The sequence below is a fragment of the Pelomonas aquatica genome (assembly GCF_026712205.1).
Classification (GTDB): Bacteria; Pseudomonadota; Gammaproteobacteria; order Burkholderiales; family Burkholderiaceae_C; genus Pelomonas; species Pelomonas aquatica.
Window position 1 is genome coordinate 65410 of sequence record NZ_JAPPUW010000011.1, and the last position, 21405, is coordinate 86814.

At 71.3% G+C, this 21405-nt stretch carries 20 protein-coding genes; 13 read left to right on the forward strand and 7 right to left on the reverse strand.

The window, feature by feature from the left end; translation table 11 throughout:
• Positions 1-170: 170 nt before the first annotated feature.
• On the reverse strand, positions 171-1229 hold the full coding sequence (locus tag NYP07_RS13340) for an MBL fold metallo-hydrolase (protein ID WP_268151219.1): 1059 nt from the start codon (positions 1227-1229) through the stop codon (positions 171-173).
• Between the two features lie 50 nt (positions 1230-1279).
• Here NYP07_RS13340 and NYP07_RS13345 point away from each other — a divergent pair, with 50 nt between their 5' ends.
• Positions 1280-1687, forward strand: coding sequence for a MerR family transcriptional regulator (locus tag NYP07_RS13345; protein ID WP_268151221.1), 408 nt, complete (start codon positions 1280-1282; stop codon positions 1685-1687).
• Between the two features lie 132 nt (positions 1688-1819).
• Positions 1820-2560 (forward strand): energy transducer TonB, encoded by a 741-nt coding sequence (locus NYP07_RS13350; protein WP_268151223.1) that lies wholly within the window; start codon positions 1820-1822, stop codon positions 2558-2560.
• Here NYP07_RS13350 and NYP07_RS13355 read toward each other — a convergent pair whose 3' ends face one another.
• Positions 2561-3472 (reverse strand): LysR family transcriptional regulator, encoded by a 912-nt coding sequence (locus tag NYP07_RS13355; protein WP_268151225.1) that lies wholly within the window; start codon positions 3470-3472, stop codon positions 2561-2563. It lies immediately after the preceding gene.
• 117 nt (positions 3473-3589) lie between these two features.
• Between NYP07_RS13355 and NYP07_RS13360 the strand changes: the two genes are divergently transcribed.
• The 3 genes from NYP07_RS13360 to NYP07_RS13370 all read left to right on the forward strand — a co-directional run bounded on the left by NYP07_RS13360 (position 3590) and on the right by NYP07_RS13370 (position 5826).
• Complete coding sequence (locus NYP07_RS13360) at positions 3590-4204, forward strand: FMN-dependent NADH-azoreductase (protein WP_268151228.1); 615 nt, start codon at positions 3590-3592, stop codon at positions 4202-4204.
• Between the two features lie 147 nt (positions 4205-4351).
• Positions 4352-5221 (forward strand): pirin family protein, encoded by an 870-nt coding sequence (locus NYP07_RS13365; protein ID WP_268151231.1) that lies wholly within the window; start codon positions 4352-4354, stop codon positions 5219-5221.
• A gap of 2 nt (positions 5222-5223) precedes the next feature.
• Entirely contained in the window at positions 5224-5826 is a 603-nt protein-coding gene (locus NYP07_RS13370) for a DUF938 domain-containing protein (RefSeq protein WP_268151233.1), read from the forward strand.
• A 201-nt stretch (positions 5827-6027) separates the two neighbouring features.
• Here the strand turns inward: NYP07_RS13370 and NYP07_RS13375 are convergent, their stop codons facing one another.
• From NYP07_RS13375 to NYP07_RS13390, 4 genes are all read right to left on the reverse strand, one after another.
• Entirely contained in the window at positions 6028-6339 is a 312-nt protein-coding gene (locus NYP07_RS13375; RefSeq protein WP_268151235.1) for a hypothetical protein, read from the reverse strand.
• 89 nt (positions 6340-6428) lie between these two features.
• Positions 6429-7160: an ABC transporter ATP-binding protein gene (locus NYP07_RS13380; protein ID WP_268151237.1), complete on the reverse strand. Its 732-nt coding sequence runs from the start codon at positions 7158-7160 to the stop codon at positions 6429-6431.
• Positions 7157-8944 (reverse strand): branched-chain amino acid ABC transporter ATP-binding protein/permease, encoded by a 1788-nt coding sequence (locus NYP07_RS13385; RefSeq protein ID WP_268151239.1) that lies wholly within the window; start codon positions 8942-8944, stop codon positions 7157-7159. Before NYP07_RS13385 ends, NYP07_RS13380 begins: the two co-directional genes overlap by 4 nt.
• A gap of 5 nt (positions 8945-8949) precedes the next feature.
• Positions 8950-9987, reverse strand: coding sequence for a branched-chain amino acid ABC transporter permease (locus tag NYP07_RS13390; protein WP_268151241.1), 1038 nt, complete (start codon positions 9985-9987; stop codon positions 8950-8952).
• 204 nt (positions 9988-10191) lie between these two features.
• On the opposite strand from NYP07_RS13390, the gene NYP07_RS13395 reads away from it, so the two are divergent.
• Complete coding sequence (locus NYP07_RS13395; RefSeq protein WP_268151243.1) at positions 10192-11571, forward strand: MFS transporter; 1380 nt, start codon at positions 10192-10194, stop codon at positions 11569-11571.
• 90 nt (positions 11572-11661) lie between these two features.
• Here the strand turns inward: NYP07_RS13395 and NYP07_RS13400 are convergent, their stop codons facing one another.
• Positions 11662-13650, reverse strand: coding sequence for an OPT family oligopeptide transporter (locus NYP07_RS13400; RefSeq protein ID WP_268151245.1), 1989 nt, complete (start codon positions 13648-13650; stop codon positions 11662-11664).
• 227 nt (positions 13651-13877) lie between these two features.
• Between NYP07_RS13400 and NYP07_RS13405 the strand changes: the two genes are divergently transcribed.
• The 7 genes from NYP07_RS13405 to NYP07_RS13435 are packed head-to-tail and all read left to right on the forward strand — an operon-like array spanning position 13878 to position 21338.
• Positions 13878-14891 (forward strand): putative 2-aminoethylphosphonate ABC transporter substrate-binding protein, encoded by a 1014-nt coding sequence (locus NYP07_RS13405; RefSeq protein WP_268151247.1) that lies wholly within the window; start codon positions 13878-13880, stop codon positions 14889-14891.
• Between the two features lie 35 nt (positions 14892-14926).
• Positions 14927-15475 (forward strand): phosphonate degradation HD-domain oxygenase, encoded by a 549-nt coding sequence (locus NYP07_RS13410; protein WP_268151249.1) that lies wholly within the window; start codon positions 14927-14929, stop codon positions 15473-15475.
• Between the two features lie 23 nt (positions 15476-15498).
• Entirely contained in the window at positions 15499-16605 is a 1107-nt protein-coding gene (locus NYP07_RS13415; RefSeq protein WP_268151251.1) for a putative 2-aminoethylphosphonate ABC transporter ATP-binding protein, read from the forward strand.
• A complete protein-coding gene (locus NYP07_RS13420; RefSeq protein ID WP_268151253.1) occupies positions 16602-18299 on the forward strand; it encodes a putative 2-aminoethylphosphonate ABC transporter permease subunit in 1698 nt (565 codons plus the stop codon). The genes NYP07_RS13415 and NYP07_RS13420 overlap by 4 nt, the downstream gene beginning before the upstream one ends.
• 17 nt (positions 18300-18316) lie before the next feature.
• Positions 18317-19417, forward strand: a complete 1101-nt coding sequence (locus tag NYP07_RS13425; RefSeq protein ID WP_268151255.1) for a 2-aminoethylphosphonate--pyruvate transaminase — start codon at positions 18317-18319, stop codon at positions 19415-19417.
• Positions 19414-20223 (forward strand): phosphonoacetaldehyde hydrolase, encoded by an 810-nt coding sequence (phnX, locus tag NYP07_RS13430; RefSeq protein ID WP_268151257.1) that lies wholly within the window; start codon positions 19414-19416, stop codon positions 20221-20223. Before NYP07_RS13425 ends, phnX begins: the two co-directional genes overlap by 4 nt.
• On the forward strand, positions 20220-21338 hold the full coding sequence (locus tag NYP07_RS13435) for a TIGR03364 family FAD-dependent oxidoreductase (protein ID WP_268151259.1): 1119 nt from the start codon (positions 20220-20222) through the stop codon (positions 21336-21338). Before phnX ends, NYP07_RS13435 begins: the two co-directional genes overlap by 4 nt.
• The last annotated feature ends 67 nt before the right edge of the window (positions 21339-21405 follow it).

The window sequence follows — 21405 nt, forward strand, 5'->3', positions numbered from 1 at the left end:
AATTTTCCCGGCCGACCGTCATCCGATCGCAGTCGCGCTCCGCAACACTCCCCACGACGCTGTCACACGGGTATCAAGGTCGGCGAGAGCCGGCAGGGAATGGGAGTGAAGATACCGAGCAAGGCCGAAACGCCGCCGCCGGGCATGCCCGCGGCGGCTTTTCTTTTGGCTCAGGCCGGCACGAAGCGGTAGACGCCGTCGGCGCCCAGCTCGCGTCTGAGTTCGCCCTTCAGCCACAGCGCGTTCAGGTGGGCGATGGCCTCGCCCATCGCGAAGGTGGTCTGGTGCAGGTCGAGCTTGCGCTTGAACAGCACGTTAAGCAGGCCGGCCGCATGCGTGGGCTGAGCGGCGCAGGCCGCCGTGACCTCGGCCAGGCGCTCGTCATGGTGCTCGCGCAGCTGGTCCACGCGCTGGTGCAGGCCGGTGAAGGGCTTGCCGTGCGAGGGCAGCACCAGCGTGTCGGCCGGCAGCTCGAGGTAGCGGGCGAGCGAGTCCAGATAGAGCGTCAGCGGGTCGGCCTCGGGCTCGACGTCCACGACCGACACATTCGTCGAGATGCGCGGCAGCACCATGTCGCCCGAGATCACCAGCCGGGCTGCGTCGCAATACAGGCTGATGTGCTCCGGCGCATGGCCGTAGCCGGCGATGCAGCGCCAGGTCCGCCCGCCGATGTCGACCTCGGTGCCGTCCATCAGCCGGCGATAGCTGGCCGGCACGACGGGCACCATCTTCGGGTAGTAGTCGGCGCGCGCGCGAATCTTCTCGAGCGATTCGGGATCGGTCAGGCCATGGCTGCCGAAGAAGGCCGCGGCCGACGCGCCGCCCATGCCCACCGTCGAGCTGCTGGCCAGGCGCGCGAGGTTGAAGTCCGTCGCGCTCATCCACAGGCGGCAGCCCCAGCGCTCGGTCAGCCAGTGCGCAAGGCCCAGGTGATCGGGGTGGAAATGCGTGGCGATGACGCGCAGCACCGGCAGGCCGTCCAGGCGGCCGGCGAACACGGTCTCCCAGTTGGCCCGCGTGTCGTCGCTGGCGATGCCGCAGTCGACGATGGTCCAGCCCTCGCGGCCATCGATGCGGTCGCGCAGCAGCCACAGGTTGATGTGGTCCAGCGCAAAGGGCAGGCCCATGCGCACCCAGCGCAGGCCGGGCGCGAGATCGAGGGCCTCGCCGGGCTGGGGCAGGGTTTCGCCCAGGGGATAGTGGAGTTCGGATTCGCGTGCGTTGGCCATGGTGCAGCTCGGGGGACTTAGACTGACGTTTACGTCAACTCAGTTTAGCCATGCCGCCCCGCCGACCTGTCGCCGCCGCGACCGACAACCCCACGTACACGATCACCGAGCTCGCCGCCGAGTTCGACATCACGCCGCGCGCGATCCGCTTCTACGAGGACATGGGCCTGCTGGAGCCCGGCCGCAAGGGCCGCAACCGCGTCTACACGCCGCGCGACCGCACGCGGCTGAAGCTGACGCTGCGCGGCAAGCGCCTGGGCCTGGCGCTGCAGGAGATCAAGCAGCTCGTCGACATGTACGACAGCCAGGCCAGCGCCGCGCCGCAGCTGCGCGCCTTCCTGGCCATCCTGGCCCAGCACCGCGAGCAGCTGGAGCAGCAGCGCCACGACATCGAGGTCACGCTGGGCGAGATCCAGCAGCACGAGAAGCGCTGCCGCATGCTGCTCGGCCAAGCGTGATGTTTGCCGGGAGATCGCTCTAATTTGCGCGCTTTGCGGGGCAAACCCCGCTGTCACCCCGCCCCGGGCTTGACTAGAGTTCCGCCGCCGGCGTGCACACCACCGCGCCGGGCCCGTCTCTGTGGAGCAGTCATGACACTCGGACCCCAGCGCCGCCCAAAATTGGCGCTTGCCCTGCCCGCCCTCGCGAGCGCCCTGCTGAGCCTGAGCCAGGCGGCCGGCGCGCAGGCCGGCGACCCGCCCAAGACCGACGGCAGCCTGGAGCGCGCCCAGAAGGCCGCGGACTCCGTCTTCCACTGGATCAAGCTCAACGCCGACAAGGGCGCCAGCCGCCAGGCGCCTGCGCCGGCACCCGCCCCTGCGCCGGCCCCCGTCGCACGCAAGCCCGCCGCCGCCGCGGCACCGCGGCCCGCACCGACGCCGGCTCCTGCGCAGACCGCCTCCAGCCCGGCACCCGAGCCCGTCGTCGCGCAGGCCGCCGCGCCCGTCGCCTCCGAGCCCGAGGAGGCGCCGCGGGTGCTGCTGGCCTCGGCGCAGCCCACGCTCGTGCCGGCCGCGCCGCTGGCCGCCGCGGCCCAGGCCGTCGAGCCCCCGCCGCCGCCCGCCGAGGACGAGCTGCCGCTGAAGCTGCTGTCCAAGGTGAACCCAGAAATCCCGCGCCAGTTGCGGGGGCAGAGTCTCCACAACGGCTTTGCCCAGGTGCAGTTCACGGTCCAGCCCGACGGCAAGGTCGGCCAGGTGCAGGTCATCAAGGCCAGCCACGCCCGCCTGGGCAGCGCGGCCGTCGAGGCCGTGCGGCAGTGGCGCTTCGCGCCGATCCCGAAGCCGCGCGAGGCCGGCGTCGAGATCGCCTTCAACAGCGACGAGGGCTGATCAGGCCGGCGTCGGGCAGCCGGCCAGCAGGGCCGAGATCGCCTCCAGGAACACCCGCGTGCGCAGCGGCATCAGCCGCCGCTCCGGGAACACGGCCCAGGCGGTCGAACCGGGCAGCTGCCATTGCGGCATCAGCCGCTGCAGCCGCCCCAGGCGCAGCGCGTCGCTGACGAGCAGGCGGTCGATGCCCGCGATGCCCACGCCGGCCTCGGCCAGCTGGGCCAGCAGGCTGGGCGCATTGGCCAGCGTGCGCTGCGCGGGCCGCACGACGACGGCCTCGCCACCCTCGCGGCTCAGCCGCCAGGGCAGCGGTTCGCCGCTGCGGCCCAGCAGCATCAGCGCGTGCATGCTCTCCAGCGCCTGCGGCAGCAGCGGCTCGCCGACGCGCGCCAGATAGGCCGGCGACGCATACAGCCCCCATTGCGTCGTCGCCAGCCGCCGCGCGGCGAGCTGGCCGTCCTCGCCCAGGTCGCCCATGCGGATGGCGAGGTCGAAGCCCTCGCCGACGATGTCCACGCGCCGCGGCGTCAGGTCCAGCTCCAGCTGCACCTCGGGGTGCTGGATGGCGAACTCGGCCAGCATGCCCGCCGCCACGTTCTGCGCGACGTCCGCCGGCATGCTGACGCGCAGCCGCCCGCTGGGCTTGCTCTGGCGGTGCAGGGCCAGGGCCAGCGCGCCGTCCACCTCGGCGGCCACGGCCCGCGCATGCTCCAGCACGCCGGCGCCGAAGTCCGTCAGCGAGAGCTTGCGCGTCGTGCGCTGCAGCAGCTTCTCGCCCAGGCGCGTCTCCAGCGCCGCGATGCGCCGCGACACCGTGCTCTTGGGCCAGCGCACGCGCTCGGCGGCGCGGCTGAAGCTGCCGGCGTCCATCACCCGGGCAAACAGCAGCAGATCGTCGGCATCCGATTCCATGATTTCGCCTCATTGATCCAATGACGGAACAATCTTATGCAAAGCGGCGACTTCCGCGGGCGATTGACGAATCCTAGAGTTCAGTCCATCGCAACCGACCTGTTCCAGGAGCCCCAGATGAACATCCTGCAAATCAACTCCAGCGCCCGCCGCCTGCAAGACGACCAGGGCTCGGTGTCCACCCGCCTGGCCAACGAGATGAGCGCCGGCCTGCGCGCCGCCAACCCCGGCGCCACGCTCACCGTGCGCGACTTCGCCGCCAACCCGCTGCCCGTGCTCGACGAAGCCGCGCTGGGCGCGCTGTTCACGCCGGCCGAGGACCGCACGCCCGAGCAGGCCGAGCGCGTCGCGCTGAACGACGAACTCATCGCCGAGCTGTTCGCCGCCGACACCATCGTCATCGGCGTGCCGATGATCAACTTCAACATCAGCGCCCAGCTGAAGAACTGGATCGACGCGGTGGCCCGCGCCGGCGTGACCTTCAAGTACGGCCCGACCGGCCCCGTCGGCCAGCTCACCGGCAAGAAGGTCTATGTCGTCAACGCCAGCGGCGGCGTGCACCGCAACCAGCCGACCGACCAGGTCACGCCCTATCTGCGCACCGTGCTGGCCTTCCTCGGCATGACCGATGTGGACTTCGTCTACGCTGAAGGACTGAACATGGGGCCGGAATCCGCCGACCGCGGCCTGTCGCAAGCACGCTCTCAAATCGCTGATCTGCTCGCCGCCTGAGCTGGCGCCTCTCGTCCAAGGAGTACCTTGGCCGGTCTCCCGAGGAGACGGCGATGCTTGCCGGTTCGACCGGCAAGCACATCGCCCAAGCGGGCCGGCTTGGGAGCGGCCCGGCGCTCGGCCCGGGAACCATTGAAAGGATCAACCGTGAACACCGTCGTCACATCCCTTCTGACCCAACCGCGCGAGGTCGAACGCCTCGTCGCCGGCCAGCCGACCAGCGACGGTGCCGGCGTCAAGCTCAACCGCGTGCTGACGCAGAACCTGCAGCGCCGGCTCGACCCCTTCCTGATGCTGGACGCCTTCGGCACGGACAACCCCGACGACTACATCGCCGGCTTCCCCGACCACCCGCACCGCGGCTTCGAGACCATCACCTATATGCTCAACGGCCGCATGCGCCACCGTGATTCGGCCGGGCACGAAGGCCTGATCAGCGACGGCGGCGTGCAGTGGATGACCGCCGGCCGCGGCGTCATCCACAGCGAGACGCCCGAGCAGAACGAGGGCCGCATGGCCGGCTTCCAGCTCTGGCTCAACCTGCCCGCCAAGGACAAGATGCGCGAGCCCTGGTACCGCGACATCGCGAGCAGCGAGGTGCCCGAGTTCGAGCAGGGCGGCGCCAAGGTGCGCGTCATCGCCGGCGCGAGCCATGGCGTGGCCGGCGCCGTGCAGCGCGAGCACACCGAGCCGCTGTACCTCGACGTGCGGCTCGCGCCCGGCGCCCGCTTCGAGCAGCCGCTGCCGCTCGAGTTCAACGCCTTCGTCTACGTCTACGAGGGCGCGCTGAAGTACGACGGCGGCTGCCTGCAGCCCGCCGGCCGCATGGCCATCCTGGCCAACGCGCCGGGCAGCGACGGCGTGCGCCTGCAGGCCGGCGACGCGCCGGCCAAGGCGCTGCTGATTGCCGGCCGGCCGCTGGGCGAGCCCATCGCGCAGTACGGCCCCTTCGTGATGAACACCGAGGCCGAGCTGGTGCAGGCGGTGCGGGACTTCCAGGCCGGCCGGCTGGCCTGACCATGAGCGAGCGCCGCCACAGCCCCGCCGCCGAGCGCAACGGGCCGCCCATCCTGGCGGCCCTGCAGCGCCTGCTGCCGCCCACGGGCCTGCTGCTGGAGATCGCCAGCGGCACGGGCCAGCATGCCGCCTTCTGCGGCGTGGGCCTGCCCGGCTGGCAATGGCAGCCGAGCGACGTGGCGGCCGAATCGCTGCCCTCCATCGCCGCCTGGTGCGAGGGCCTCGCGAACCTGCGCCCGCCCGTCGTGCTGAACGTGCTCGACGCGAGCTGGCCCGCCGCGCCGGCCGTGGTCGACGCGATCTACTGCGCCAACATGATCCACATCGCGCCCTGGGCCTGCACGGCCGCGCTGATGCAGGGCGCCGCGCGCCACCTCGCGCCGCAGGGCCTGCTGCTCACCTACGGCCCCTATCTGCTGGACGACGAGCCGACGGCGCCGAGCAACCTGGCCTTCGACGCCGACCTGCGGGCGCGCAACCCGGCCTGGGGCCTGAGGCGGCTGGCCGATGTCGGCGGGCAGGCCGCAGCCGCGGGCCTCGCGCTGCGGGAGCGGCTGGACATGCCGGCCAACAACAAGCTGCTGATCTGGGTGCGCGCGGGCTGATCCTCAGCTAGCTGCCTCCAAGCCAGCACCGCCACCAGCCGCATTGGCCATGCCGAGGCTGGTCAAGCACTTTGCTCAGTCGACGAGACCGGCGCTCACCGTCTTCGGCCTAGTACACAACAAGACTTGGTGTGGGACGCAGCGGACGATGACGATGCATAGCGCCTGGGTTAGCGAAGACCGCCAGTGAACCGCTAAGCACTATTGCTCCGGGGGCCAGCAGTGAGTACCGCCGCTGGTATCCCCAAATGCTCGGCGCCAGACTTTTTCCGGAAACAAATTTCGTTTGGCGAGTTCGCCGATCAAGACTGGAGCACCTCTGGCTTCCATCAGAACGACCACCGGCTTTGAGCGTCCAACAACGGTGATGAAGAGCACGTCAGACCGGTAGAGTCCCGCATCCTTGAAGCAGACTCGCAGAACGTCCTGCCAAGCAAAGGCTTGGTTCCAATCCGGTTCGAGTCTATCGAGCACGATCACTCGGGCGCCGACGTCATCAAATTCGATAGCCAAGAGGTCGCCAAGCGGCTTGGGTCTGAAGCGCCCAAGCCAAGAACAGAAGCGTCGAATCGAGTTCATCGGTATGTGACGCCCCCTGCCGGTTAGCCTTTCCGCCCCGCCCCCAGATACGTCTCGATCACCCGCGGGTCTTGCGCGAGCTGATCTGCCGGCCCACTCAAGCCCAACTCCCCGGTTTCCAGCACATGCCCGTGATCCGCCACGCGCAGCGCGGCGCGGGCGTTCTGCTCGACGAGCAGGATGCTGACGCCGGTGGCGCGCAGGTCTTCGACGATGGTGAAGATCTCGCGCACGATCAGCGGCGCGAGGCCCAGGCTGGGTTCGTCCAGCATCAGGAGCTTGGGCTGGCCCATCAGCGCGCGGCCCAGGGCCAGCATCTGGCGCTCGCCGCCGGACAGCGTGCCGGCCGCCTGCTGGCGGCGCTCCTTCAGCCGCGGGAAGCGGGCATAGACGCTCTCCAGCCCGTCGCGCCACTTGCCGTCGCCCAGCTTCCTGGGCCGCCAGCCGCCGAGCAGCAGGTTGTCCTCGACGCTCATGGTGCCGAACAGCTCGCGCTTCTCGGGCACCAGCGCGAGGCCGGCCAGGACGCGCTCTTCGAGCGTCAGCCGGGCGATGTCCTCGCCCGCGAAGCGAAGGGCCGAACTGCGCGACGGGATCAGGCCCATCAGCGCGCCGAGCAGCGTCGACTTGCCCGCGCCGTTGGGACCGATGACGGTGACGACGCTTTTCTCGGCCGCCGTGAAACTCAGGCCATGCAGAACCTCGGCGCGGCCGTAGCCAGCGTGCAGGTCCACAACCTCCAGCAAGGCGCTCATTCGTCCGCTCCCAGGTAGGCCGCGCGCACGGCCGGGCTGGCCTGCACCTCGGCCGGCGTGCCGTCCATCAGGTAGCGGCCGAACTCCATGACGACGATGCGGTCGGTCAGCTTCATGACGAAGTCCATGTCGTGCTCGACGAGCAGCAGCGACAGGCCCTCGGCCTTGAGCTGCTTCAGCACCTCGGAGAGCGCGGCCTTCTCCTTGTGGCGCAGGCCGGCGGCGGGCTCGTCCAGCAGCAGCAGCGACGGGTCGCTGGCCAGCGCGCGGGCGATCTCGACGAGGCGCTGCGGGCCCAGGGCCAGGTTGCCGGCCAGCTCGTGGGCTTGCTCGGCCAGGCCGATGCGGCGCAGCTGGCGCAGCGCCTCGGCGCGGGCCTGGATCTCCTCGGCACGGTCCAGGCCCAGCATCGCGGCCGCCGTGCCGCTGCGGGTGCGCAGATAGCAGCCCAGCGCGACGTTCTCCAGCACCGTCATGTCGGGCACCAGCTTCACATGCTGGAAGGTGCGGCTGAGGCCGGCGCGGGCGATGTCGCGGCTGCCGCGGCCGTCGACGCGCTGGCCGAGCAGCTCGACCTCGCCGCTGGTGAGCGGCAGCACGCCGGAAACGAGGTTGAAGGTCGTGCTCTTGCCGGCGCCGTTGGGGCCGATGAGGCCGACGATGTCGCCGGCGCGGATCGCGAAGCTGATGTCGTTGACGGCCACCAGCCCGCCGAACTGCTTGCGGATCCGGCGCACGTCCAGCAGCGGCGCGCCGCGCTCGGGGTGGCTGCGCGAGCTTAAGCGCGGCGCGTTCTCGTCCACCGCGCGCGCGCTGCGCGCCGGCAGCCGGCGTGCAATGGCGCGTGAGATCAAGGGCCACAGGCCGTCCGGCGCAAAGCGCAGCACCAGCACCAGCGCGATGCCGAAGACGATGATTTCGTAGTTGCCCGAGCCGCCGAAGACGAGCGGCAGCCAGACCTGCAGCTGGTCCTCCGCCAGCTTCACGAGCGCCGCGCCGGTGAAGGCGCCGCCCACGGTGGCGATGCCGCCCAGCACGGCCATGAACAGGTATTCGATGCCGAACTTGATGCCGAAGGGCGAGGGGTTCACGCTGCGCTGCATATGGGCGTACAGCCAGCCCGACACGCAGGCCAGCAGCGCCGCGACGACGAACATGACCAGCTTGTAGCGGAAGGTGGAGGCGCCCATGGCCTCGGGCATGGTCGCGCCGCCGCCGCGGTTAGTGTTGAGGGCGCGCATGATGCGGCCCGGCCGCGAGTCCAGCAGCCGCGTGACGGCCACGGCCGCGAGCAGCGCCGCCAGCCAGATCAGCAGATAGATGCGGCGCTCGCTCTGGAAGCTGAAGTCGCCGAGCTGGATGGCCGGCAGGCCGAGCAGGCCGTCGTACTTGCCCAGGGCCTCCAGGTTGCCGACGAGGTAGTACAGCGCCAGGCACCAGCAGATGGTGGCCAGCGGCAGGTAGTGGCCCGACATGCGCAGCGTCAGCGCGCCGATGACCAGGGCCAGCACCAGCGTGATGCCCAGCCCCGCGGCCAGGCCCAGCCAGGGCGACAGGCCCAGCACCGTGGTCAGATAGGCCGTGGCATAGGCGCCGATGCCGGCGAAGGCCGCCTGGCCGAAGGAGGTGAGCCCGCCGACGCCCGTCAGCAGCACCAGGCCCAGCACGACGAGGGAGAACAGGCCGATGTAGTTGAGCTGCGTGATCCAGAAGTCCGGCACCGGCACGAAGGGCAGGACAAGCAGCAGGACGGCGGCGACGGCCGCGAGATGGGAGCGCTTCATCAAGTTCAATGCTCCTCGTGATGCGGGTCCACGAAGGACCGCCACAGCAGCACCGGCAGGATCACCGTGAACACGATGACCTCCTTGAACGCACTGGCCCAGAAGCTGCCGAAGCTCTCGACCAGGCCCACGCCGATCGCGCCGCCCAGCGCCATCGGGAAGCTGGCCAGGCCGCCGAACACCGCGGCGACAAAGCCCTTCAGGCCGATCAGGAAGCCGGTGTCGTAATAGATGGTCGTGGACGGCGAGATCAGCAGGCCCGACAGCGCGCCGATGAAGGCCGCCAGCGTGAACGTGAGCGCACCGGCCGCGTCGCCCGAGATGCCCATCAGCCGCGCGCCGGTGCGGTTGACCGAGGTGGCCCGCAGCGCCTTGCCGGTCAGCGTGCGCTCGAAGAACAGCCACATGCCTACCAGCAGCGCAACGGACGCGCCGAAGATGATCAGCGTCTGCCCGCTGAAACCCAGCGGCCCGACGTCGAAGCGCACCTCCCAGAAGGCCGGCGTGCGATAGCCCTCGGCGCCGAAGAAGACGAGGCCGACGCCGGTCAGCGCGAAGTGCACGCCGACCGACACGATGAGCAGCGTCAGCACGCTGGCGGCCGACAGCGCGCGAAAGGCCAGGCGGTAGAGCAGCGGCCCCATCGCGGTGACGACGGCCAGCGCCAGCGCCACCTGCACCAGCAGCGGGGGCTGCTGCGGCGCCAGCCCGTACGTCAGGCCCGCGGCCGCGAGCGGGAAGCCCAGCGTGGCCAGCAGCTTGCGTGCGAGGCGCGCCGCGGGCCAGCGCTCGCGCAGGCCCGCGGCCAGGTCGAGCAGCGCCGCGGCGACGGCCATCATCAGCAGCAGCCACACCGTGCCCGGCACCTTGGCCGATTGCAGCGCGGCCAGCGTCAGCGCGCCGAAGGCGACGAACTCGCCCTGCGGGATGAAGATGACGCGGGTGACCGAGAAGACGAGCACCAGGGCCAGCGCCACGAGGGCGTAGATGGCTCCGTTGGTCAGGCCGTCGAGGCCGAGGATGGCGGCAATCGTGAGGTCCATGGCGGCGCGGGGTGGAAGGGCATTCGATGGTATCGGCGATATCTCGACCGTGCGGTCGGGATATCACCCAGGCGCGGCGCGCTCCACGGCGGGCTGCTTTCTCCGTTGGCAAAGCCAGGCTTGGCCAATCCTGCGCCGCGGGATGCTGCCAATCCTGGACCGGCGCTCGCGGACACTGGGCGGCTACCGACCAGCCGCCACGTTATGCCCAAGCCCGAAGCCCCCGCCTCCTCCGGCCCGCCACCGGCCTTCAGCCCCTACCAGCGCTTCGCGACGGCGCTGCTGACGCTGCTGCAGTTCGCCGTCATCCTCGACTTCATGATCATGTCGCCGCTGGGCGCGCTGATCATGCCGGCGCTGTCCATGAGCGCGCAGCAGTTCGGCCTCGTCGTGTCGGCCTATGCCTTCAGCGCCGGCATCTCGGGCCTGCTGACGGCCGGCTTCGCCGACCGCTTCGACCGCAAGAAGCTGTTGCTGTTCTTCTACACCGGCTTCCTGCTCGGCACCGTCTGGTGCGGCCTGGCCACCAGCTTCGAGATGCTGCTGCTGGCGCGCGTCGTGACCGGCCTGTTCGGCGGCGTCATCGGCTCCATCGTCATGGCCATCACGGCCGACCTGTTCGAGCCGGCGCTGCGCGGCCGCGTGATGGGCCTGCTGCAGGGCGGCTTCGCGGCCAGCCAGGTGCTGGGCCTGCCCTTCGGCCTGTTCCTGGCCACGCACTGGGACTGGCATGCGCCCTTCATCGCGCTGGCCGCCTTCGGCGCGCTCGGCGGCCTGCTGATCGCCTGGCGCATGAAGCCGGTGGACGCCCACCTGGCCCTGCCCAACGACCGCAGCGCCTTCAAGCACCTGCTGCACACGGTCGCCAACGGCCGCCACCTGCAGGCCTTCGCGATCACGGCGCTGCTGACGACGGGCGGCTTCATGATCATGCCCTTCGCCAGCGCGTTCTCGGTGCATAACGTCGGCATCGCGCTGGACCACCTGCCCATGGTCTACCTCGTCACCGGCATCAGCACGCTGTTCGTCGCGCCGGCCGTCGGCCGCCTGACTGACCGCATCGGCCCGCTGCCGGTGTTCTACGCCGGCAGCGGGCTCACCATCGCCATGGTGGCGGTCTACACGCGGCTCGGCCCCTCGCCGCTGGCCCTGCTGATCCTCGTCAACGTGGTGCTGTTCGCCGGCATCTTCTCGCGCATGGTGCCCTGGCAGGTCATCGTCGCCGGCATCCCGGCGCCCGAGCAGCGCGGCTCGTTCAGCGCGATCAACGCGGCGCTGCAGCAACTGGCCGGCGGCCTGGCGGCGCTGGTGTCCGGCCACATCGTGCACATCGCGGCGGACGGCCGGCTGGAGCACTTCCCCTGGGTGGGCAATGTGCTGATCGGCACGACGCTGGTCGTCGGCGTGCTGATCTGGCGCCTGCAGCGCGGCGCGGCGCAGCCTGGAGACGGCAGTTGGGCACGCCCGAGGGACAGCCGAGGCGGGCAGCCGGCAAGGCGCGACGACGAAGTGGGCTCATGCCCACGAGAAGGAGCAACGCCGCCGGCGGCCCGAAGCGGCGGGCCAGCGGGCGCGCAGCGTTGATCATCGGAGTGGTGAACATCGCGCCAGGCGAATGGCATTGATGCACAGAGACTTCGATGAGTAGGGAGCGGTCAACTGCCGTTTCTAGGCTCAGTCGCGGCGCTTAAGCAGCCAGGCGTAGAGCCCGAAGCCGATGCCGGCGAAGGCCAGCAGGCCCAGCACCTGGCCGGCCGTGGCGAAGCTGTCGCCCACCAGCGCCAGCGGCGCGCCATTGCCCGAGAACACGACGACGGCGGCGAGGATGACGCCCAGCAGGCTCTCGCCGACGATCAGGCCCGATGCCATCAGCACGCCGAGCTGCTTGGTGGCCTCGGCGTCGCGCCGGCGCGCGGCGGCGCGCTCGAACAGCCAGCCGGCCACGGCGCCGACGACGATGGTCAGCGTGCTGTTCATCGGCAGGTAGATGCCCAGGCCCACGGCCAGCGGCGCGAGATGGGCGCGGCCCGAGGTCGAGCGCTTGAGCCCCTCGTCGACGACGATGCAGGCCGCGCCGATGGCGGCGCCGATGCCGATCAGGTTCCAGTTCAGGTCGCCCTGGATGACGCCCTTGGCCAGCGCCGAGATCAGCGCGGCCTGCGGTGCGGCCAGCGCCGTCTTGGGGTTGGCGCCCGGCACGCCGGCAAAGCCATAGGCCTGGTTCAGCAGGTCCAGCACCGGCGGGATGACGACGGCGCCGGCCAGCACGCCAATGACGAGGGCGACCTGCTGGCGCCACGGCGTGGCGTCCACCAGCTGGCCGGTCTTCAGGTCCTGCAGGTTGTCGTTGGAGATGGTGGCCACGGCGAAGACGACGGCCGTGACGAACAGCGCGAAGGCCACCAGGGCCTGGCCGGTGCCGGCCGGCAGCAGGGGCTTCACGACCAGGGCCAGCAGCAGCGACACGCCGATGACGACGAGGATGCCCACGCCCGACAGCGGGCTGTTGGACGAGCCGATCAGGCCGGCCATATAGCCGCAGACGGCGGCGACGAAGAAGCTCATCAGCACGACGTAGACGACGCCGCCGACGACCAGCAGGCCGAGCTGGTCGCCCAGGCCGGCCGAGCCGGCGAAGCTGGACAGCATGAAGCCGATGGGCAGCATGCAGGCCAGCGTGACGAGGCCGACCGTGCCGATGGGGATGTCGCGCTCGTTGCGCGGCAGCGTGTCGCCCTTGCCGGCCTTGCGCACGCGCGCCGACATGGCCGCCGAGTGCAGGCCGGCGACGACGGGCTTGGCCAGCTTGACCAGCGTCCAGATCGCCGCGACGGCGATGCAGCCGGCGCCGATGAAGCGCACCTTCTTGCTCCAGGCGAACATCGCGACGGCCTCGGCCGCGCCGTCCACGCCCTGGGTCAGCAGCGGCACGCCGCCGAGCCAGCCGATGGCAGCGCCGACGAGGATGGCGATGCCCACCCACAGCCCGACGAGATGGCCCACGGCCAGCAGCGCGAAGCTGAAGTTCAGGTCGTAGCCCGTTGCCGGTCCATCACCGCTCTTCTCGCCACCGGGCAGCCGGAAATACTGCGCCAGGTTGGCCGCGAAGACCTGCGTCGCGACGACGATGCTGAAGCCCGCCGACACGACGGCGCCGGTGACGATGGCCGCCAGGCCCTGGCGGCTGCTCTCGCCGCTGTCGGCCGCATGGCCGACCTTGAGCACCTCGGCGCAGGCCACGCCCTCCGGGTAGGGCAGCGGCGAGTTCGTGACAAGGGCGCGGCGCAGCGGGATGGAATACATGACGCCCAGCACGCCGCCTAAAGCGCACAGCGCCGTCGACATCCAGTACGGGAAGCCGCTCCACCAGCCGATCATCACGAGGCCGGGCAGCACGAAGATGATGGACGACAGCGTGCCGGCCGACGAGGCGATGGTCTGCACGATATTGGTCTCGCCGATGGAATTGCCCGCCGCGCGGCGCAGCAGGGCCATCGAGATGACGGCGGCCGGGATGGAGGTCGCGAAGGTCAGGCCGGCCTTCAGCCCGAAATAGACGTTGGCGGCCGTGAAGACCAGCGTGATGACGATGCCCAGCACGATGCCGCGCAGCGTCAGTTCGGTGCCCAGTTCGGGCGTGGAGGTGGGCGATGAGGTGCTCATTCGACGATGGATGGGAACGCCGGATCTGGCGAGGTGCGCATCATCGTGGCAGACCGGGCCCGGCCCGGGGCCGGATTACCCGGGGGGCGCGGGGGGCGGACCGGCGAAATTTCCAAATAAGGGCATCGCGACGAATGCGTCGAACGTCAATGGGCTGTCACGGCACATCCATAGAGTGCCGGCCGTTCCGAGGCCATTTCCCATCCACCGTTTTTCTGGAGCCCCCCATGCCCCGCCACGTCGTGTTTTCACTGCTCGCCGCCTGCGCCCTCGGCGGCGTGGCCCACGCGGACACCACGCTGACCGTCTACACGGCCCTGGAGGCCGACCAGCTCAAGGCCTACCAGGCCGGCTTCGAGGCCGAGCACCCCGACATCAAGCTCAGGTGGGTGCGCGAGTCCACCGGCATCGTCACGGCCAAGCTGCTGGCCGAGAAGGCCGCGCCGCAGGCCGACGTCATCACCGGCCTGGCCGCCACGTCGCTGCTCATCCTCGACAAGGAAGGCATGCTGCTGCCCTACGCGCCCAAGGGCGTGGAGAAGCTGAGCAAGGCCTATGTCGACAACGCCAAGACGCCGGCCTGGGTGGGCATGGACGTCTGGGGCGCGACGATCTGCTTCAACACCGTCGAGGCGGCCAAGCTGCATCTGCCCAAGCCCGAAAGCTGGAAGGATCTGCTCAAGCCCGAGTACGCCGGCAAGATCGTCATGCCCAACCCGGCGTCCAGCGGCACCGGCTATTTCGACGTGACGGCCTGGCTGAAGCTGTTCGGCGAGGAAGGCGGCTGGGCCTATATGGACAAGCTGCACGCCAACATCGCGCAGTACACCCACTCGGGCTCCAAGCCCTGCAAGCAGGCCGCGGCCGGCGAGTTCCCCATCGGCATCGCCTTCGAGTACCGCGCCGCCAAACTCAAGGCCGGCGGCTCGCCCATCGACCTGGTCTTCCCGAAGGAGGGCCTGGGCTGGGACGTCGAGGCGACGGCCATCGTCAAGGGCACGAAGAACCTGGACGCCGCCAAGGTCTATGCCGACTGGGCCGCATCCCGCCAGGCCAACGAGCTGTACGAGAAGAACTTCGCCATCGTCGCCTACCCCGGCGTGGCCAGGCCGGATGCCCTCATCCCCGCCAACTACGAGCAGCTGCTGATCAAGCAGGACCTGAAGTGGTCCGCCGCCCAGCGCGACCGCATCCTGACCGAGTGGACCCGGCGCTACGACGGCAAGTCGGAAAAGAAGTGATGCCCCTCGGCCCCGAGGCCTGAGCGGGAGGCCGGATGGCACTCGGCATCGGCGACATCCAGTCCCTGTTCGAGCAGCGCGGCGAGGCGCTCTACGGCGGCGAGGCCGTCAGCCAGCTGGAGCATGCGCTGCAGGCCGCCTGGCTGGCGGAGCAGGCCGGCGACGACGACGCGACGGTCGCCGCCTGCCTGCTGCACGACCTCGGCCATCTGCTGTCCGGCCAGGGCGACGACGACCTGGCCCGGCACGTCGACGACCTGCACCAGCACAAGGTGCTGCCCTTCCTGCGGCCGCTGCTGCCGACCGCCGTGGTCCAGCCCATCGCGCTGCATGTGGAGGCCAAGCGCTACCTCTGCGCCACCGAACCGGGCTATCGCGCGGCCCTGTCGCCGGCCTCGGCGCTGAGCCTGGCGCTGCAGGGCGGCGTCATGTCGGCCGCGGACGCGGCCGACTTCCTGGCCCGCCCCCACGCCCAGGCGGCCATCCGCCTGCGCCGGCATGACGACGCGGCCAAGGTCGTCGGCCTCGTCACGCCGCCGCTGGCCCATTACCTGTCCCGCCTGCACCGGCTGGCAAACCCATGAAACGCGACAGCCTCTCCCCACCCATGACCGCCGGCACCGACGACGCCTGGCTGCGCTTCGCCGGCATCCGCAAGCGCTTCGGCGACTTCGAGGCGCTGGCCGGCATCGACCTGGCCATCCGCAAGGGCGAGTTCGTCTGCCTGCTCGGCCCCTCGGGCTGCGGCAAGACCACGCTGCTGCGCATCCTCGCCGGCCTGGAAGCCCAGGACGCCGGCACGCTGCACCTGGGCAGCAAGGACATCGGCCGCCTGCCGCCCAGCCAGCGCGACTACGGTATCGTGTTCCAGAGCTATGCCCTGTTCCCCAACCTGACGGTGGCCGGCAACGTGGGCTACGGCCTGCGCCTGCCGCGCGCACCGCGCGAGCGGCGCATCGCCGAGCTGCTGGACCTCGTCGGCCTGCCCGGCAGCGCGGCCCGCTACCCGGCCCAGCTCTCGGGCGGCCAGCAGCAGCGCGTGGCGCTGGCGCGCGCGCTGGCCACCTCGCCCAGCCTGCTGCTGCTGGACGAGCCGCTGTCGGCCCTGGACGCCCAGGTGCGCGAACACCTGCGCCGCGAGCTGCGCAGCCTGCAGCAGCGCCTGGGCGTGACGACGCTGATGGTCACCCACGACCAGGACGAGGCCCTGGCCCTGGGCGACACCATCGCCGTCATGAGCGCCGGCCGGCTGGAGCAGGTCGGCACGCCCGAGCAGATCTACCGCGAGCCCGCCACGCGCTTCGTCGCGGACTTCGTCGGCCGCGCCAACTGGCTGCCGGTGCAGCTCGATGCCGACGGCCGCGTCCGGCTGGCCGGCTGCAGCATCGACTGCCCCGCGGCCCTCGTGCGCACCGGGCCGGCCGGCGCCGCCGCGCCGCAGCGCGCCACGCTGTTCTGCCGGCCCGAGGACGTGCAGGTCCAGCCCGAGTGGCAGCCCGGCGCCAACACGCTGCTGGCCACGGTGGACCGCGTGGACTTCATGGGCGGCCTGCGCCGCGCCGAGCTGCGCCTGATGGCCCAGCCCGAGCTCACGCTGTGGGCCGACGTGGCGCCCCACGACCCCGGCGCCGCCGCGCTGCTGCCGGGCCGGCGCGTGCCGGTGCGGCTGCAGCCGCAGGGCCTGCGCCTGTTCGACGCAGGCGCCGCCCAGTGAACCTGCTCACGCTGAAACGCCGCGGCCCGGTGCGCGGCGCCGACGACGCCCTCGCCGCCACGCTCGCCTGCGGGCTGGCGCTGCTGCTCGTCGTCTTCATCGCGCTGCCGCTGGCCGCCATCCTGGCCCAGGCCCTGCAGGACCCGCAGGGCGAGTTCGTCGGCCTGGGCCGGCTGGCCGGCCTGCTGGCCGAGGCGCGGCTGCGCCAGGCGGCCTGGAACAGCGTCTGGATCGCCGTGGCCACCACCGCGGTCGTGCTGCCGCTGGCCCTGGGCTTCGCCTTCGCGCTGACCCGCAGCCTGCTGCCGGGCCGGCCGCTGCTGCGCGTGCTGGCGCTGTCGCCGCTGCTCGCGCCCTCGCTGATGCCCGCCATCTCGCTGGTCTATCTGTTCGGCAACCAGGGCCTGCTGAAGAGCTGGCTGGCGCCCTGGGGCCTGGGCATCTACGGACCGCTGGGCATCGTGCTCGGCGAGGTCTTCTACACCTTCCCGCATGCGCTGCTGATCCTGGCCACGGCGCTGGCCGTCGCCGATGCGCGGCTCTACGAGGCGGCCGAGGCGCTCGGCGCGTCCAGGCTGCGGCGCCTGCTCACCGTCACGCTGCCCAATGCGCGCTACGGGCTGATCTCGGCGGCCCTGGTCGTCTTCACGCTGGTCGTCACCGACTTCGGCGTGCCCAAGGTGATCGGCGGCCAGTTCAATGTGCTGGCCCTGGAGGCCTACAAGCAGGTGATCGGCCAGCAGAACTTCGCCCAGGGCGCGGCCGTGGGCCTGCTGCTGCTGCTGCCGGCCGTGCTCAGCTTCGCGGTCGAGCGCTGGCTGGCGCGCGGCCATGCGGCCAGCCTGGGCGGGCGCTCGGTGGCCTACCGCGCCCGGCCCAACGGCTGGCGCGACGGCCTGCTGGCCCTGCTCTGCGCCGCCGTGCTGGCCGGGCTGCTGGCCCTGCTGGGCGTGGCCGTCGTGGCCTCCTTCATCAAGCTCTGGCCCTACCAGCTGCAGTTCACGCTGGACCACTACCAGTTCGACCAGTTCGACGGCGGCGGCTGGGCCGCGTTCACGAACAGCCTCAAGCTGGCGCTGTGGACGACGGTCATCGGCAGCGGCGTCGTCTTCGCCGGCGCCTACCTCGTCAGCAAGACCCCGGTGCCCGCGCCGGCCGCCGCGACCCTCCACAGCCTGGCCCTGCTGCCGATGGCCGTGCCGGGCCTGGTGCTGGGCCTGGGCTATATCTTCAGCTTCAACGCCGTCGGCCACCCGCTGCATGCGCTGTACGGCACGCTGGGCCTGATGGTGGCGGCGACGGTCGCGCACTTCTACACCACGGCCCACCTGACGCTGCTGACCGCGCTGCGCCAGCTCGACCCCGAGATCGAGGCCGTCAGCCGCAGCCTGCGCCGGCCCTGGTGGCATGCGCTGCTGCACGTGACGCTGCCGATGTGCCTGCCGGCCCTGCTCGACGTGGCGCGCTACCTCTTCGTGTCGGCCATGACGACGGTGAGCGCCGTGATCTTCCTCTACACGCCGTCCAGCATGCTGGCCTCGGTCGCCGTGCTGAGCATGGACGACGCCGGCGACACCGCCCCCGCCGCCGCCATGGCCACGCTGATCGTGGCCACCTCCCTCGCCGCCACGCTCGCGCTCAACGCGCTGGGTTGGTGGCTGGAGCGCCGCACCCAATCCTGGCGCAAGCCCTGACCGCACCGACCCCGACCATGAGAGAACCCATACTGCTGACCCCCGGCCCGCTCACCACCACGCTGAAAACCAAGACCGCCATGCTGCGCGACTGGGGATCCTGGGACAGCGACTTCAACGCCCTCACGGCCGGCGTCTGCCAGCGGCTGGTGCGGCTCATCGACGGCGAAGGCCAGTTCGTTTGCGTACCGCTGCAGGGCTCCGGCACCTTCGCGGTCGAGGCCGCCGTCGGCAGCCTGCTGCCGCGCGACGGCAAGCTGCTCGTGCTCGCCAACGGCGCCTATGGCCAGCGCATGGCCAGGCTCACCGCGCAGATGGGCCGCGCCCATGCCGTCATCGACTTCGGCGAGACCGCGCCGGTGGACCCGCGCCGCGTGGCCGAGGCGCTCGCGGCCGACCCGGCCATCACCCATGTCGGCGTCATCCACTGCGAGACCAGCACCGGCATCCTGAACCCGCTGGCCGAGGTGGCCGCCGTGGTCGCCGCCGCCGGCCGGCGCCTCGTCATCGACGCGATGAGCAGCTTCGGCGCGCTGCCCATCCTGGCCGGCGAATTGGCCTTCGACGCCGTCATCGCCAGCAGCAACAAATGCCTGGAGGGCGTGCCCGGCATGGGCTTCGTGCTGGTGCGCGAGACGGCCCTGGCCGCCGCCGAGGGCAACAGCCCCTCGCTGTCCCTCGACCTGCTGGACCAGTGGCGCTATCTGCAGCGCACCGGCCAGTGGCGCTACACGCCGCCCACCCATGTGGTGGCCGCGCTGGCCGCCGCGCTGCGTCAGTACGACGAACAGGGCGGCCGCCCGGCGCGGCTGGCGCGCTACCAGGCCAACTGCGCGGCACTGCTCGGCGGCCTGGAGCGTCTGGGCCTCAAGCCCTTCCTGGCGCCCGAGCTGCAGGCGCCCGTCATCGTCACCGTCCACGCACCGGCCGGCACGGCCTGGGACTTCCAGCGCTTCTACGCCGCCGTGAAGGCGCGCGGCGTCGTGCTCTACCCCGGCAAGCTCACCAGCGTCGAGACCTTCCGCGTCGGCTGCATCGGCGCCATCGGCGCCGCCGAGATGGGCCAGGCCATCGACGCCATCGCCCACGCCCTCAACGAACTCGGACTCCAGCCATGAAGACCACCCTGCAAGCCCTCATCTTCGACTGGGCCGGCACGCTGGTGGACTGGGGCAGCTTCGCGCCCACCCAGGTGCTGATCGACGCCTTCGCCGGCTTCGGCGTGCCGCTGAGCCTGGCCGAGGCCCGCGGGCCCATGGGCCTGGCCAAGTGGGACCACATCCACGCGCTGGGCCAGCAGCCGGAGATCGCCGCCCGCTGGCGCGCCGCCCATGGCCGCGACATGGGCCGCGCCGACGTCGACGCCCTCTACGCCGCCTTCATGCCGCTGCAGATCGCCAAGGTCGCGCGGTATTCCGACCCCATCCACGGCGTGCTGGAACTGCTGGCCGGGCTGCGCGAGCGCGGCCTCAGGATCGGCTCCTGCTCGGGCTACCCCCGCGCCGTGATGGACCCGCTGCTCGCCCATGCGCGGGGCCTGGGCCTGCGCGTGGACCATGCCGTCGCCACCGACGACCTCGCCGTGGGCGGCCGCCCCGGCCCCTGGATGGCCCTGGCCAATGTGATCGCGCTCGGCATCGGCGACGTGGCCGCCTGCGTGAAGGTGGACGACACCGCGCCCGGCATCGTCGAGGGCCGCACGGCCGGCATGTGGACCGTGGGCCTGAGCGCCTCGGGCAACGAGGTGGGCCTGAGCCGCGCGGAATGGCTGGCACTGCCGCCGGCCGAGCAGGCCCGGCTGCGCGAGCGCGCCGCCGCCAAGCTGGTGGCGGCCGGCGCGCATGTCGTCATCGACAGCGTGGCCGAGCTGCCCGCCGTGCTGGCCGACATCGACGCCCGCCTGGCCCGCGGGGAACGGCCTTGAGCTCACGCCGCGTCGCCATCGTCGGCGCCGGCATCCTGGGCCTGGCTCATGCGTGGGCCGCCGCCAAGCGCGGCCACCGCGTGCAGGTGTTCGAGCGCGACGCCGCGCCGCTGGGCGCCTCCGTGCGCAACTTCGGCCTGTGCCTGCTGCTCGGCCAGCCCGAGGGCGAGCTGCTGGAGCTGGCACGGCACAGCCGCGGCCTGTGGCTGGAACTGCTGCCCGCGCTGAAGGCCTGGCACAAGGCCGAGGGCAGCCTGACCGTGGCCCGGGACGCGGCCCAGTGGGCCGTGCTGCAGGCCTTCCAGGCCGCCGCGGGCGAGGCCTATGGCACGGCGCTGGTCGGCGCGCCGGCGCTGCGCACGCTGCCGGCCGCGCCGGGGCTGGACGGTCTGGGCGCGTTGCTCAGCCCGCACGAGATCGCGCTGGAGTCGCGCCTGGCCATCCCGGCCTTCGCGGCCTGGCTGGCCGAGCGGCACGGCGTGCAATTCCATTTCGGCACGCTGGTGCGGGCCGTCGAACCTCCGCGGCTGCACACCAGCCGCGGGCGCTTCGAGGCCGACGAGCTCATCGTCTGCTCGGGGCACGAATACCAGCAGCTCTATCCCGAGGCCTTCGCACAGCGCCGGCTGCGCCGCTGCAGCCTGCAGATGCTGCGCCTGGCCGCGCCGGGGCTCAGGCTAGGCCCGGCGCTGCTGACCGGCCTGTCCTGCCTGCACTACCCCTCCTTCACCGAGCGCGCCGAGCTGCGCGCGCCGCTGGACGCGCTGCGCGAGCATGTGCAGGCGACGACGCCCGCGCTGCTGGAACACGGCATCCACCTCATCGTGCAGCAGGTCGGCGCCGGCGGCGAGCTGATCGTCGGCGACTCGCACCACTACGGCGAGACGCCGTCGCCCTTCCAGAGCGAGGCCGTGGACACGCTGCTGCTGGCCCAGCTCCGCGCGCTGCTGCCCATGCCGATGACGGTGCTGGAACGCTGGCAGGGCGTGTACGGCTCGGGACCGGCCGCCTACGAGCGCTTCGAGGCCGAGCCCCGGGTGCATTGCGTGGCCATGGGTTCGGGCGTGGGCATGAGCATCGGGCTGGCGCTGGGCGAGAGGCATTTCCGGGACTGATCGCGCCGTGTGTCAGTCGCGTGTCGCCCCAGGCAATTCGGGCAATACGCGCTTCAGCGAATCGGCT

Bases quoted from the DNA above. Each gene is read 5' to 3' on its own strand.
- NYP07_RS13340 (WP_268151219.1), bottom strand. From the start codon at position 1,229: ATGGCCAACGCACGCGAATCCGAACTCCACTATCCCCTGGGCGAAACC.
- NYP07_RS13345 (WP_268151221.1), top strand. From the start codon at position 1,280: ATGCCGCCCCGCCGACCTGTCGCCGCCGCGACCGACAACCCCACGTAC.
- NYP07_RS13350 (WP_268151223.1), top strand. From the start codon at position 1,820: ATGACACTCGGACCCCAGCGCCGCCCAAAATTGGCGCTTGCCCTGCCC.
- NYP07_RS13355 (WP_268151225.1), bottom strand. From the start codon at position 3,472: ATGGAATCGGATGCCGACGATCTGCTGCTGTTTGCCCGGGTGATGGAC.
- NYP07_RS13360 (WP_268151228.1), top strand. From the start codon at position 3,590: ATGAACATCCTGCAAATCAACTCCAGCGCCCGCCGCCTGCAAGACGAC.
- NYP07_RS13370 (WP_268151233.1), top strand. From the start codon at position 5,224: ATGAGCGAGCGCCGCCACAGCCCCGCCGCCGAGCGCAACGGGCCGCCC.
- NYP07_RS13380 (WP_268151237.1), bottom strand. From the start codon at position 7,160: ATGAGCGCCTTGCTGGAGGTTGTGGACCTGCACGCTGGCTACGGCCGC.
- NYP07_RS13385 (WP_268151239.1), bottom strand. From the start codon at position 8,944: ATGAAGCGCTCCCATCTCGCGGCCGTCGCCGCCGTCCTGCTGCTTGTC.
- NYP07_RS13390 (WP_268151241.1), bottom strand. From the start codon at position 9,987: ATGGACCTCACGATTGCCGCCATCCTCGGCCTCGACGGCCTGACCAAC.
- NYP07_RS13395 (WP_268151243.1), top strand. From the start codon at position 10,192: ATGCCCAAGCCCGAAGCCCCCGCCTCCTCCGGCCCGCCACCGGCCTTC.
- NYP07_RS13400 (WP_268151245.1), bottom strand. From the start codon at position 13,650: ATGAGCACCTCATCGCCCACCTCCACGCCCGAACTGGGCACCGAACTG.
- NYP07_RS13405 (WP_268151247.1), top strand. From the start codon at position 13,878: ATGCCCCGCCACGTCGTGTTTTCACTGCTCGCCGCCTGCGCCCTCGGC.
- NYP07_RS13410 (WP_268151249.1), top strand. From the start codon at position 14,927: ATGGCACTCGGCATCGGCGACATCCAGTCCCTGTTCGAGCAGCGCGGC.
- NYP07_RS13415 (WP_268151251.1), top strand. From the start codon at position 15,499: ATGACCGCCGGCACCGACGACGCCTGGCTGCGCTTCGCCGGCATCCGC.
- NYP07_RS13425 (WP_268151255.1), top strand. From the start codon at position 18,317: ATGAGAGAACCCATACTGCTGACCCCCGGCCCGCTCACCACCACGCTG.
- phnX (WP_268151257.1), top strand. From the start codon at position 19,414: ATGAAGACCACCCTGCAAGCCCTCATCTTCGACTGGGCCGGCACGCTG.